The 12273-nt window shown below is 58.1% G+C and carries 11 protein-coding genes and 1 pseudogene; 8 read left to right on the plus strand and 4 right to left on the minus strand.

Annotated elements, in window-relative coordinates; translation table 11 throughout:
* Window positions 1-2: 2 nt before the first annotated feature.
* The 7 genes from KCG39_RS14005 (at window position 3) to KCG39_RS14035 (ending at window position 9330) form a co-directional block, all read left to right on the plus strand.
* Window positions 3-1193: a thiolase family protein gene (locus tag KCG39_RS14005; RefSeq protein WP_142468417.1), complete on the plus strand. Its 1191-nt coding sequence runs from the start codon at window positions 3-5 to the stop codon at window positions 1191-1193.
* Window positions 1194-1328: 135 nt separating this feature from the next.
* The gene (locus KCG39_RS14010; protein ID WP_004124842.1) at window positions 1329-2666 is read left to right on the plus strand and encodes an MFS transporter; all 1338 of its coding nucleotides are present in this window, start codon (window positions 1329-1331) and stop codon (window positions 2664-2666) included.
* A 13-nt stretch (window positions 2667-2679) separates the two neighbouring features.
* Entirely contained in the window at window positions 2680-3558 is an 879-nt protein-coding gene (locus tag KCG39_RS14015) for an SMP-30/gluconolactonase/LRE family protein (RefSeq protein ID WP_004124853.1), read from the plus strand.
* A 76-nt stretch (window positions 3559-3634) separates the two neighbouring features.
* Complete coding sequence (locus KCG39_RS14020) at window positions 3635-5005, plus strand: MFS transporter (RefSeq protein ID WP_162557762.1); 1371 nt, start codon at window positions 3635-3637, stop codon at window positions 5003-5005.
* Between the two features lie 13 nt (window positions 5006-5018).
* The gene (locus KCG39_RS14025) at window positions 5019-6194 is read left to right on the plus strand and encodes a glycerate kinase (RefSeq protein ID WP_004124858.1); all 1176 of its coding nucleotides are present in this window, start codon (window positions 5019-5021) and stop codon (window positions 6192-6194) included.
* Window positions 6191-7348 (plus strand): CdaR family transcriptional regulator, encoded by a 1158-nt coding sequence (locus tag KCG39_RS14030; RefSeq protein ID WP_004124860.1) that lies wholly within the window; start codon window positions 6191-6193, stop codon window positions 7346-7348. Before KCG39_RS14025 ends, KCG39_RS14030 begins: the two co-directional genes overlap by 4 nt.
* A 332-nt stretch (window positions 7349-7680) precedes the next feature.
* Window positions 7681-9330: an OFA family MFS transporter gene (locus tag KCG39_RS14035; RefSeq protein ID WP_004124862.1), complete on the plus strand. Its 1650-nt coding sequence runs from the start codon at window positions 7681-7683 to the stop codon at window positions 9328-9330.
* A gap of 48 nt (window positions 9331-9378) precedes the next feature.
* Here KCG39_RS14035 and KCG39_RS14040 read toward each other — a convergent pair whose 3' ends face one another.
* Window positions 9379-9900 carry a P-loop nucleotide/nucleoside kinase family protein gene (locus tag KCG39_RS14040; RefSeq protein ID WP_142468415.1) on the minus strand — a complete coding sequence of 174 codons (522 nt, stop codon included), beginning with the start codon at window positions 9898-9900 and terminating at the stop codon, window positions 9379-9381.
* Between the two features lie 23 nt (window positions 9901-9923).
* On the opposite strand from KCG39_RS14040, the pseudogene KCG39_RS27780 reads away from it, so the two are divergent.
* A pseudogene (locus KCG39_RS27780) lies at window positions 9924-10007 on the plus strand (hypothetical protein); the annotation flags it as partial.
* A 93-nt stretch (window positions 10008-10100) separates the two neighbouring features.
* On the opposite strand, the gene arsC reads toward KCG39_RS27780, so the two are convergent.
* Genes arsC through KCG39_RS14060 form a run of 3 tightly spaced genes read right to left on the minus strand, consistent with a single transcriptional unit; the run spans window position 10101 to window position 12230 of the window.
* Complete coding sequence (arsC, locus tag KCG39_RS14050; RefSeq protein WP_087828524.1) at window positions 10101-10526, minus strand: glutaredoxin-dependent arsenate reductase; 426 nt, start codon at window positions 10524-10526, stop codon at window positions 10101-10103.
* Window positions 10527-10535: 9 nt separating this feature from the next.
* Window positions 10536-11828 (minus strand): arsenite efflux transporter membrane subunit ArsB, encoded by a 1293-nt coding sequence (arsB, locus tag KCG39_RS14055; protein WP_004124871.1) that lies wholly within the window; start codon window positions 11826-11828, stop codon window positions 10536-10538.
* 51 nt (window positions 11829-11879) lie between these two features.
* Window positions 11880-12230, minus strand: coding sequence for a transcriptional regulator (locus KCG39_RS14060; protein ID WP_004124874.1), 351 nt, complete (start codon window positions 12228-12230; stop codon window positions 11880-11882).
* Window positions 12231-12273: the final 43 nt, after the last annotated feature.

Here is a 12273-nt window from a genome sequence, read left to right on the forward strand (position 1 = left end):
CGATGACACAGGCTAATGATATTGTGGTTGTCAGCGGCGTTCGTACCGCTATTGGCACCTTTAACGGCAGTCTTAAGCATACCCACCAGCATGACCTCGGGGCAGCGGTTATTCGCGAAGCGGTCAACCGCGCCGGGCTTGCGCCGCAGGATATCGACGAAACGATCGTCGGCAACGTCGGGCAAATCGCCGAAAGCGGCTTTATCGCCCGCATCTGCCAGCTACGGGCGGGGATCCCGCAGAAGAACACTGCCTATTCGGTTAACCGCCAGTGCGGATCCGGGCTCCAGGCCCTCGCGGACGGCATGATGCAGCTGCAAAGCGGCCAGGCCGAGGTGGTCGTCGCCTGCGGAACGGAAAATATGACCCAGCTCCCCTACTACCTGCGTAAAGCGCGCGATGGCTATCGCATGGGCCACGGCGAGCTGGAAGATGGGCTGATCTCCATTCTTACCTGGCCGGAAGGGCCTTATCACAACGGCATCACGGCGGAAAATGTCGCGCAACGCTTCGGTATCTCTCGCGAAGCGATGGACGATTTCGCCTGGGCAAGCCAGCAGAAAGCGCTGAAGGCGATCGCTGAGGATCGCTTCCGCGAGCAGATTCTGGCCCTTGAGGTGCCGGACGGCAAAAAATCGACCCGCCTGTTTGCGACCGATGAACACCCGCGCGACACCCCGCGTGAAAAGCTTGCCGCGCTACGCCCGGCATTTAAAGCCGACGGCGTGGTGACGGCGGCCAACTCCTCCGGCATTAACGACGGTGCGGCCGCGCTGGTGATGATGACCCGCCAGCAGGCGGAAAACCGCGGCCTCACCCCGCGCATGCGGATTCGCGGCTGGGCGGTTGCCGGCTGCGGCGCGGATATTATGGGGTTTGGCCCCTCTCCCGCTACCCGGCGTCTGATGGACCGTCTCAATATGGATGTCCACGCCATCGATTTAATTGAACTCAATGAGGCCTTCGCCGCCCAGGCGCTGGCGGTGATGAACGATCTGCATCTCGATCCGGCCCGCGTTAACGTCAACGGCGGCGCGATCGCCCTCGGCCACCCGGTGGGCGCCAGCGGTGCCATCCTGCCGGTCAAACTGATGTATGAAATGGCGCGCAGCGGCGCGCGCACCGGTCTGGTCACCATGTGCATCGGCGGCGGCCAGGGGATTTCTATGCTATTCGAGCGCGAAGGCGCTTAGGAAAAGACGGCCCGAAGTGGGGCTTCGGGCCGGGCGTCGTTCGGGTCAGCACCCGGCGACAACCTGTGAGCTGACGAACGGGATCGACGCGATCCCGGCAAGGCTTCTGACCACGAATACGGGGAAATAATAACCATGTCCGCAATAAATGAAAAGGCGGTAAACGGGACGCAGCTACAGCGCACCCATAAAAAGATCTACCGTCATTTGATGCCGCTGCTTATCGTGGCGTACATCATCAGCTTTATTGATCGTACCAATATTGGCATGGCGAAAGCGACCATGTCGGTGGATATCGGCCTTTCCGCAACCGCATTCGGCCTCGGGGCCGGGTTGTTTTTTCTCACCTACGCAGTGCTGGAGATCCCCAGCAACCTGTTTTTAACCCGGATTGGCGCGCGGCGCTGGATCGCCCGCATCATGATCACCTGGGGGATCATCTCCTGCGGCATGGCGTTTGTCACCGGGCCTACATCCTTTTACGTGATGCGCCTTTTGCTCGGCGCCGCCGAAGCGGGGCTGTATCCGGGCATTATTTACTACCTGACCCTCTGGTTTGGCCGCGAAGAGCGCGCTAAAGCCACCGGCCTGTTCCTGCTGGGGGTCTGTCTGGCCAATATTATCGGCGCGCCGCTGGGCGGATTGTTATTAAGCCTTGATGGAATGTCCGGCTGGCACGGCTGGCAGTGGATGTTCTTTATCGAAGGGCTGCCTGCGATAGCGCTGGCGTTCGTCGTCTGGCGCAGGCTGCCGGATAAACCCGCCGACGCCCGCTGGCTGGACAGCAACGACGTGCAGGCAATCACTGCGGTGCTGGAGAAAGAAGCCGAGGAGACGCGCCATACGCCGAGCCGTTTTTCCCTGAAAACCGCGCTCACCACCCGCGTATTTTTGTTGCTGGTGCTGATTTACTTTACCCATCAGTTTTCGGTTTACGGCCTGAGTTATTTCCTGCCAGGGATCATCGGTAGCTGGGGCCAACTGACGCCGCTACAGATCGGTCTACTGACCGCCATCCCGTGGATCGCCGCCGCCGCGGGCGGGATCCTGCTGCCACGTTTCGCCCGGACGGAACAGCGTTCGCGCAGCATGCTGATGGCCGGGTATCTGGTCATGGCGACCGGCATGGCGATTGGCGCAATTGCCGGCCACGGCGTGGCGCTGCTTGGCTTCTCGCTGGCCGCCTTCATGTTCTTCGCCATGCAATCCATCATCTTTAACTGGCTCCCCTCGATCATGAGCGGGCATATGCTGGCGGGCAGTTTCGGCCTGCTTAACTGCCTCGGACTGTGCGGCGGATTTCTCGGGCCGTTTATCCTCGGCGCGTTTGAGGACCGCACCGGCGCGGCGACGTCCGGCTTATGGTTCGCCGTCGCGCTACTGATCGTCGGCGCGCTGGCATCTCTATTGATTAAAAGTTCGTCATCCTCTACCCCCGCCTCGGCAAAACAGGCCCGCGGCGAAAACGCTTAATCAGGAGCGCCTTATGCGTATCGAAGTGTTACTGGATTTAAAAACTCGCCTCGGCGAGAGTCCTGTATGGGATGTCGAGCAGCAGCGTCTTTGGTGGGTAGATAGCCTCGACGGGCGCCTGTTCGCCTGTAATGCGCAGGGCAGCGCGATTAAGAGCTGGGACGTGCGGCAGAAAATTGGCTCTTTCGCCCTGCGCCAGAACGGCGAAGGCGCGGTGGTGGCGCTACAGAATGGCGTTCATCTGCTCGACTTCGCCAGCGGCGAGCTGGCGTTGCTGCACCAACCGGAAGCGGATCGGCCCTTTAACCGGCTCAACGACGGTAAAGTCGATCGTCAGGGACGCTTTCTGTTCGGGTCGATGGATATGCGCGAAGAGGAGCCAAGCGGCGCGCTATATCGCCTGGATACCGATCTGTCACTGCACGTGTTGAAGAAAAATATCATTGTCTCTAACGCCCCCTGCTGGAGCCCCTCCGGCGAAACGTTCTACTTTGCCGATACCTGGACAGGCGAGATCGGCGCCTGGGATTACAACACCGCGACCGGCGATCTCTCTGGCGAACGAGTCTTTTGCCACGTCGATCGCAGCGAAGGCGGCGCGGCGGATGGCGCCACCGTGGACAGCGAAGGCTATCTGTGGAACGCGCTGGTCTACGCGGGCAAGCTGGTGCGCTACACGCCGGAGGGCGAGGTCGATCGCATCATTGAGATGCCGGTGAAAAAAGTCACCAGCGTGATGTTCGGCGGCGAAAACCTCGACGTGCTGTACGTCACCTCAATGGCGCAACCGCCGCTACCGCGCTTCCCGGAAGATAATCAGCTACGCGGCAGCCTGTTCGCCATTTACGACCTGGGTGTGACCGGCGTAGCGGAACGGCGCTTTGCCGGTTAAGCGAATCTCCGGCTCGCCGCGATAACAATAATACCCGGCGAACCCACTCTGACCCTGATACCTGGCGGCGCGCGCCATGCTGTCGCGACGCCGCGGAGTAAACACGACTATGACAACAATCAATCACACACCTGCCGGCGAACAAGGCGCAAAAAAGCGGCTGATACATCGTTTCTCCTGGGTTTCGCTGCTGGTTTGCTGGCTAATCTGGGTGCTTAACGCCTACGACCGGGAGATGATCCTGCGCCTTGGCCCGGTCATCTCTAAAGAGTTCTCGCTCTCGCCGGAACAGTGGGGCAACGTCGTCGCGCTGATTATGGTTGCCCTGGCGGTGCTGGATATCCCCGGCGCCATCTGGAGCGATCGCTACGGTTCAGGCTGGAAGCGAGCGCGCTTTCAGGTACCGCTGGTGCTGGGCTATACCGCCCTCTCTTTTATTTCCGGGATTAAAGCGATCAGCCACGGACTGACGGCGTTTGTGCTGCTGCGCGTTGGCGTCAACCTCGGGGCCGGCTGGGGCGAGCCCGTCGGCGTCAGCAACACCGCGGAGTGGTGGCCGAAAGAGAAGCGCGGCTTCGCGCTGGGGGTACATCATACCGGCTACCCGATTGGCGCGCTGCTGAGCGGCGTGGTGGCAAGCCTCGTGCTTTCCGCATTTGGCGAAGGCAGCTGGCGCTACTGCTTCCTGCTGGCGCTGATCGTCGCCATACCGCTAATGATCTTCTGGGCGAAATATTCCACCGCCGATCGCATCAACACGCTTTATCAGCATATCGATAGCCAGGGGATGACGCGCCCGGCGACGCAGGAAAGCAGCCATGTTGCCAAAGGCGAAGGGATGAAGACCTTTTTACGCACCCTGCGCAACCGCAATATTTCGCTGACGGCGGGCAATACCCTACTGACGCAAATTGTCTATATGGGCATTAACGTTGTGCTGCCGCCGTACCTTTATCACGTCTCCGGCCTGTCGCTGGCGGCATCCGCCGGGCTAAGTATTATCTTCACGCTGACCGGTACCCTGGGACAGATAATCTGGCCCTGGCTGTCCGATAGCTTTGGCCGTAAACGTACCCTGATCGTCTGCGGTCTATGGATGAGTATCGGCATTGCGCTGTTCTATTTCGCCACCAATATGCCGCGTCTTATCGCCATTCAGCTATTTTTTGGCCTGGTGGCCAACGCCGTGTGGCCTATCTATTACGCAATGGCCTCGGACTCCGCCGAAGAACGCGCCACCTCTACCGCCAACGGAATTATCACCACGGCGATGTTTATCGGCGGCGGCATTTCGCCATTGCTTATGGGCTGGCTCATCCAGTTTGGCGGGGGATGGGAAAATCCGGCGGGTTATATCTACGCCTTCTTTACCATGGCGGGATGTGCGCTGCTGGGGATGTTGTTGCAGCTCATGACCACCGATAAAACGCCGCGCAAAGCGCATTAACGCAGGAGAACGCATGAAGATTGTTATCGCGCTGGATTCGTTTAAGGGCAGCTGTAGCGCGCAGGCCGCTTGCGCAGCGGTAGCACAGGGATTGCGCCGGGTTGACGCGGCGCTGGAGCTGGTCGAAATGCCCGTCTCGGACGGCGGTGAGGGATTGCTCTCGACCCTTGCGGAAAGTCCGCAGCTGAAGGGCGCGAGGTGGCAGCAGCAGCGCTGTACCTCGCCTTACGGTGTCTCCATGCAGGCCGCGTTTCTGATCCTGCCCGGCGAGCGGGCCATCATTGAGATGGCGCAAAGCTGTGGGCTGGAGCTTACGCCGAAAGCGCAGCGGGATGTGCGTCTGGCCAGCAGCTTTGGACTGGGCGAACAGGTAAGAGCGGCGCTGGATGCCGGTTGCCGGCGTCTGATTATCGGGCTGGGCGGCAGCGCGACCAACGATGGCGGCATCGGTTTTGCCCAGGCGCTTGGCGCACGGTTCTGGCGTAAGGACGGCACGCTGCTGCCGGTTCCCGCCGCAGGCCAGGATCTTGCGCATATCCAGCGCATCGATTTAAGCGAACTGGACCCACGTTTACGGCAAGCCGAAATTCAGGCCTCCTGCGACGTCACCAACCCTCTGCTTGGAACCGATGGCGCCACCTGGGTTTATGGCGCGCAGAAAGGGGCGGATGAGGCGGCGCTGAACGAGCTGGAGGCGGGTATGACGCACTACAGCCGGCAGCTTACGCAAACGCTCGGCTACGACGTCAGCGAAGTGCCCGGAGCCGGGGCCGCGGGCGGTATGGGAGCTGCGCTGATCGCCTATGCGGGCGGCACGCTGCGTCCGGGCATTGACCTGGTGCTGGAATTGCTAAACGCCGACCGTCATCTTAGCAATGCCGCGCTGACCATCGTCGGTGAAGGCTGGCTCGATCGTCAGAGCGCATTTGGTAAAGCCCCGGTGGGCGTAGCGGGCAAAGCCGCGCGCCATGGCGTACCGGTTGTGGCCCTTTGCGGAGGACGGGATGAGAGCAGTCGGCAATTATATCAACACCATATTGACGCGATGTGGTCTATCTGCCAGCGCCCTATGCCGCTGGCGGAGTCGATGAACACATGCGAACAGCTCCTCGCCGACGCAGCGGAGAATGTTCTACGAACCTTTCTGAGCGGACGGCGCGGAGAGGCACATAAGCGGATAACTGTATGATTATTACGACGGCGCTGGCTAATGAAATTGTCGCCCGGGCAATGGCGATAATTCATCATAACGTGAACGTGATTGACCATCATGGACAGATTATTGCCTCAGGTGAACGTCATCGTATCGGCGAACAGCATGAAATCGCTCGCGAGGTGATACGCACCGGTAAACGCATTTGTATTAATAACACCGTGGAAGCGGCGCGTTTTCAGAATGTGCATCCCGGGATTAATCACCCCATTATGTATGACGATCGTGTGGTGATGGTAGTGGGCATCAGCGGCGATCCTGCGGCGATCAGCCGCTATGCTGAACTGGCGGTGCTCACCGCCGAACTACTGGTCCGCCAGGCCATAGAGATGCGGGAAACTAACTGGCGACAGCGTCTGCGCGACACTCTGTTTTGTCAGTATCTTGAGCAGGGAGCCGCGCCCGCCGGACAGGAAGCGCTTCATCGCCTGGTGGAGCTCGGCTTCAGTTTTAATGCGCCGCTGATGCCGGTTGTGGTGACCGTGCAGGTCGAACAGCACCAGCTAAGCGAAGTACTGAGTACGCTGCTGCGGGAATTCTCGCAGCTGTCCGGGGTAAGGGACGTCATTTTGCTGGGCAGCAATGAAATACTTATCCTCAATACGCTATGCGACCCCCAGGAGACGATGCTGCGGGGCATCGAGTTTGTTCTCAGCAATCAGATCAGCCATTACCATATCGGGATTGGCGTGCAGGCGGACAACGCCCCGGATATTCGCGAGGCCATCCGATTCGCCAGGTCGGTGATTGAGGTGGGGAGCAAAGTGCAGCCGCAGCGACAAATCTACTACTTTCGCGAGATGGCGATGCTCTGCCTGTTCCGGGTGCTGGAGGACAGCTATATGGTGAATTTTTTTATCAATAACGTACGCCAGCTGCTTGAGCATGATTCCGGCGAAGTGCTGCTGGATACTCTGAGCAGCTTTATAGCCAATAACGCCGAGCCGGGCAAAACGTCGCTGCTGTTGGGGATTCATCGTAATACGCTCACCTACCGGCTGCAGCAGATTAAAAAGCATATTCAGCTCGATCCGATGGTCTTCACCGACCTGACGCAGCTGGCGGTGTCGGTACACTGCTATCGTCGGCAGAACCCGCGCCAGAGCGAATGGATTGATACCTTAAGCTAAAGAGCGGCGGGTGCTCTCGCCCGCCCTGCAGGGAAATACGCCATAGCCATGTGCTCCAGCCATGTCCGGGAGGAGACGGCCCGAACGTTACAGGTCGCGGCGTATCACTCTGAGACCGACGTTTATCAAAATAATAGCGCGCCCGGCATTTTTATCGCGAGAGGGGCGCCCGTCGCCAGTGGCGGGCTTTTCGCCTCAGCCGTTCGGCGAAGCTTGCTCGCTTCAGTCGCCATTTCTGTACATATTTCAATCAAATGGCATCTTTCTTGCCTTTTATCTACGTTCCCCGACGGCGGCATTCGTCGGCCAATATAGACAAAAAGGACAGGAAAATGGCGCAAATGAATGAAAACATCGCGACCGCACCGGTCTCTCCCTTACGCGATTTTTTCGCGAAACCCCGTATCATCGCCAGGCCCGGCTTTAACCGCTGGCTGGTGCCACCGGCCGCGCTCGCGGTTCATCTCTGCATAGGTATGGCCTATGGGTTTTCCGTTTACTGGCTGCCTATGTCGCAGTTAATAGGAGGAAGCACGTCCTTGCAATGCCCCGTCAATATGTCGTTCTGGCAGCAGCTGTTTACCCGCGATTGCGACTGGAAAATCTCCATGCTCGGCTGGACCTACACGCTGTTTTTTGTTTTTCTCGGCTGTTCGGCGGCGCTGTGGGGCAGTTGGCTGGAGAAGGTTGGACCGCGGCTGGTGAGCTTTATTGCCACCTTGTGCTGGTGCGGCGGCCTGCTGCTATCCAGCGCCGCTATCTATTTCCATCAGCTATGGTTGCTGTGGCTGGGGGCCGGGGTCATCGGCGGAATCGGTCTCGGACTGGGCTATATTTCACCGGTTTCGACGCTGTTGCGCTGGTTCCCTGACAAGCGCGGAATGGCGGCAGGGATGGCGATTATGGGTTTTGGCGGGGGAGCGCTGGTGGGAGCGCCGCTGGCAAACGGTCTGATGAATTACTTTGCCGGTCCGGCCGGCAACGGGGTATGGCAAAGCATTCTGGCGCTGGCGGCGATTTATGCCCTATTTATGCTTGCCGGTACCTTTGGCTATCGCCTGCCGCCCATGGGCTGGCATCCTTCGGGTGAGAAGGCGCAAAAAACGATCCGCAATAATCCCACCATCCAGGTGCACGTCCGCGTTGCCTGCCGCACTCCGCAGTTCTGGCTGCTGTGGATGGTGCTATGGCTCAACGTCACCGCGGGAATCGGTATTCTCGGTATGGCCTCGCCGATGCTGCAGGAGATCTTTGCCGGTAAACTGCTGTCGCTCGATCTCAGCTGGCATGAGCTGAACGGCGAGCAGCTGAAACGCATTGCTACCATGGCCGCAGGATTTACCGGCCTGCTCAGCCTGTTTAACATCCTGGGACGTTTTTTCTGGGCATCGGTGTCCGACCTGTGCGGGCGCAAAATGACCTTTGCGATTATTTTCTGCCTGGGCGCCGTGCTGTACGGGACGTTGCCGCTGGTGAATCACGGCGGCTATATCGCGCTGTATGTCTGCGCGATGTGCATTATCATTTCGATGTACGGCGGAGGCTTTGCCAGTATTCCCGCCTATCTTGCCGACGTCTTTGGTTCACAAATGGTGGGCGCGATTCACGGGCGCTTGTTAACCGCCTGGTCGGCGGCAGGGATCAGCGGCCCGGTGCTGGTGAACTATCTGCGCGAGTATCAGCTGACGCACGGGGTTCCGCCCGAGCGCGTCTATGATATTACGCTGATGGTCCTGACCGGCCTGCTGGTAATGGGTTTTATCTGTAATCAGCTGGTGCGTCCGCTGACGGAAGAGCATGCGATGACCGCGGAACAGCAGCAGCAGGCGAAAGGTCTGTATACTATCAATAAGGATGCCCAGCTCACGTGGGAGGCCCGTCCGTCCACGCTGCTGTTAACCGTAAGCTGGTTAGCGGTGAGCGTGCCGCTGTTATGGGGAGTCGGCACCACCCTCCAGCAGGCCGTGAAGTTCTTTATGTAGGTTCTTGCCGCCGATGCCGGGCAGTATCCCGGGAGGCTATTTATGCGCTTACCGGCGTGCCAGGCCGCCTGACTGGATATGTTGAAGGATCCTCTCGACCGCCTCTTCGGCGGTCAATACAGAGGTATCCAGAGTCAGGCTGGCGGTGCGCCAGGGCTCATACTCACGGGTGATCACCTTTTGCCAGTCCGGCAGGATATGGCCGCGAATATCCGCCGCGCGGTTTTCCACGCGATACCGATGCTGGGTTTGGTCGGTGCAGGTCAATTCTATCTCCAGAAAAGGCACGGCATTCCCGGTCGCGACCTCTCTCCACGCATGGCGGGTAATGGCGATGGGATTCACCGAATCGGCAATCACCACGTTGCCCAGCCTGAGGTTATCCGCGGCAATGGCGTACGCCACCAGATATCCAGCCGGCCCTATATCGTGCAGGGTGACGGTTTTGGCGCGGATCAGCGCCTGCTCAATCGAATCAATCCGTAACCAGACGGCGCCCAGCCTGGCGGCCAGCAGGCGAGCGATAGTTGATTTCCCGGTACCGGGCAGACCGCCAAAGATCAGTAACATCGATTTCCCGTTACGGCAGCGTCATGTTATTGCCGCTGGCGATGATTATTGGTGATTTTCCAGCTTACCTGACCACGGATCTTTTTCAGCCAGGTATTATTAGTATTCAATACTGGCTGAAACGACATCAGGATGCATCTACAGATAATCGTCACGTCCAGGGCAACGTTCAGTGATAGTGATACCGTCCCGCTGGAAATTTACTTCAGCCTTTTGCCCTTATCATCCACCACTTTCTCGCCATCTTCCTTTTCAAACGCGCCCTTTTGCGCGTCAGGAAGGATATCCAGTACCACCTCCGATGGGCGGCACAGGCGCGTTCCCAGCGGCGTCACCACAATCGGGCGATTAATCAGGATCGGATGCTGCAGCATAAAGTCGATTAACTGGTCATCGGTAAATGTATCTTCCGCCAGGCCCAGTTCTTCATATGGCTCAACATTTTTACGCAGCAGCGCCCGTACCGCGATCCCCATATCGGCAATGAGTTTGACCAGCTCATCGCGTGGCGGTGGATTTTCAAGGTAATGAATAACGGTGGGTTCAGTACCGCTATTGCGGATCATCTCCAGCGTATTACGCGACGTGCCGCAGGCCGGGTTGTGATAAATAGTAACGTTGGTCATTTTGGTATCTCATGACAAAGTGAAAGAGAGACGTAGCGCCAGCGTGGCCAGCGTTACAAACAGCACAGGCAGAGTCATGACAATCCCGGTGCGGAAATAGTAGCCCCAGGTGATGGTCATATTCTTCTGTGAAAGTACGTGCAGCCAGAGCAGCGTTGCCAGGCTACCGATCGGCGTAATTTTCGGGCCCAGATCGCAGCCAATCACGTTGGCGTAGATCATCGCCTCTTTAATAACGCCGGTTGCGGTGCTTCCATCGATAGAGAGCGCCCCCACCAGCACGGAAGGCATGTTGTTCATGATCGAAGACAGGAAAGCCATCAGGAAGCCAGTACCCAGCGTCGCAGCCCAGAGTCCTTTATCCGCCAGTACGTTCAGTACTCCTGAAAGGTATTCGGTTAGCCCGGCGTTGCGCAAACCATATACCACCAGATACATTCCCAGTGAGAAAATCACGATCTGCCAGGGCGCACCGCGTAACACTTTACCGGTATTGATGGCATGACCTCGTTTCGCCACGGTAAACAGTATTACCGCCCCTACCGCGGCAATCGCGCTGACCGGAATGCCAAGCGGCTCGAGGACGAAAAAACCGACCAGCAGCAGAATCAATACTATCCAGCCGGTGCGGAACGTAGCCGGATCTTTAATTGCGTTTGCCGGTGATTTAAGCAGGGCCAGATCGTAGGACTGCGGGATATCTTTGCGAAAGAACAGGTGCAGCATCACCAGCGTGGCGCCAATGGCGGCAATATCGACCGGCACCATCACCGACGCATATTCGGTGAATCCCAGCCCAAAGAAGTCCGCCGAGACGATATTCACCAGGTTCGACACAATAAGCGGCAGGCTGGCCGTATCGGCGATAAACCCGGCAGCCATCACGAAGGCCAGCGTCGTGCCCTTGCTGAATCCTAGTGCCAGCAGCATGGCAATCACGATTGGCGTCAATATTAATGCCGCGCCATCATTGGCAAACAACGCCGCCACCGCTGCGCCGAGCAGAACGATATACGTAAACAGCAAACGGCCACGACCGTTTCCCCAACGAGATACGTGCAGCGCTGCCCATTCGAAAAAGCCGGACTCATCAAGCAGCAGGCTGATAATAATTACGGCAATAAAGGTCGCCGTCGCGTTCCAGACGATATTCCACACCACCGGGATATCATCGACATGTACGACGCCAACAATCAAAGCCAGTACCGCGCCCAGCGTCGCGCTCCAGCCGATGCCTAACCCCTTCGGCTGCCAGATAACCAGAACAATGGTCAGGACAAAAATAGCACCTGCCAGTAGCATACCACCCCCTGAAAATCACATTCGAAAAAACATATATGTTACGGCAAATTTTTAAAGGCAGAACGCTTTACCGCTCCCAGAACAGTTTGCTGATGCCAGCTTGCGGGCGATGGTCTGTACGATCTCCTGTTGGCTTAACCAGGCCTGCTCTATTACCTGTGCCGCCCATGCAGGCATATGTGGTGATAAGCGATAGTGCACCCACTTACCCTGCTTGCGATCCAGCAACAATCCGCTTTCCCGCAGCATAGCGAGGTGACGGGAGATCTTGGGCTGCGACTGATCCAACGCCGTGCAGAGATCGCACACGCACAGCTCCCCCATCTCTTTAAGCAGCAGCACAATACCCAGGCGGGTTTCATCGGACAGATTTTTGAAAAGCTGTAAGGATGTTAATGACATCATTCCTCCCGATCGTCGACGGACAGGATACTCCACAGAGATA

Source organism: Klebsiella pasteurii (assembly GCF_018139045.1).
Lineage (GTDB): Bacteria > Pseudomonadota > Gammaproteobacteria > Enterobacterales > Enterobacteriaceae > Klebsiella > Klebsiella grimontii.

What these genes read in the sequence shown, in the direction of transcription:
- KCG39_RS14005 (WP_142468417.1), top strand. Translation starts at nt 3, where the DNA reads ATGACACAGGCTAATGATATTGTGGTTGTCAGCGGCGTTCGTACCGCT.
- KCG39_RS14010 (WP_004124842.1), top strand. Translation starts at nt 1,329, where the DNA reads ATGTCCGCAATAAATGAAAAGGCGGTAAACGGGACGCAGCTACAGCGC.
- KCG39_RS14015 (WP_004124853.1), top strand. Translation starts at nt 2,680, where the DNA reads ATGCGTATCGAAGTGTTACTGGATTTAAAAACTCGCCTCGGCGAGAGT.
- KCG39_RS14020 (WP_162557762.1), top strand. Translation starts at nt 3,635, where the DNA reads ATGCTGTCGCGACGCCGCGGAGTAAACACGACTATGACAACAATCAAT.
- KCG39_RS14025 (WP_004124858.1), top strand. Translation starts at nt 5,019, where the DNA reads ATGAAGATTGTTATCGCGCTGGATTCGTTTAAGGGCAGCTGTAGCGCG.
- KCG39_RS14030 (WP_004124860.1), top strand. Translation starts at nt 6,191, where the DNA reads ATGATTATTACGACGGCGCTGGCTAATGAAATTGTCGCCCGGGCAATG.
- KCG39_RS14035 (WP_004124862.1), top strand. Translation starts at nt 7,681, where the DNA reads ATGGCGCAAATGAATGAAAACATCGCGACCGCACCGGTCTCTCCCTTA.
- KCG39_RS14040 (WP_142468415.1), bottom strand. Translation starts at nt 9,900, where the DNA reads ATGTTACTGATCTTTGGCGGTCTGCCCGGTACCGGGAAATCAACTATC.
- arsC (WP_087828524.1), bottom strand. Translation starts at nt 10,526, where the DNA reads ATGACCAACGTTACTATTTATCACAACCCGGCCTGCGGCACGTCGCGT.
- arsB (WP_004124871.1), bottom strand. Translation starts at nt 11,828, where the DNA reads ATGCTACTGGCAGGTGCTATTTTTGTCCTGACCATTGTTCTGGTTATC.
- KCG39_RS14060 (WP_004124874.1), bottom strand. Translation starts at nt 12,230, where the DNA reads ATGTCATTAACATCCTTACAGCTTTTCAAAAATCTGTCCGATGAAACC.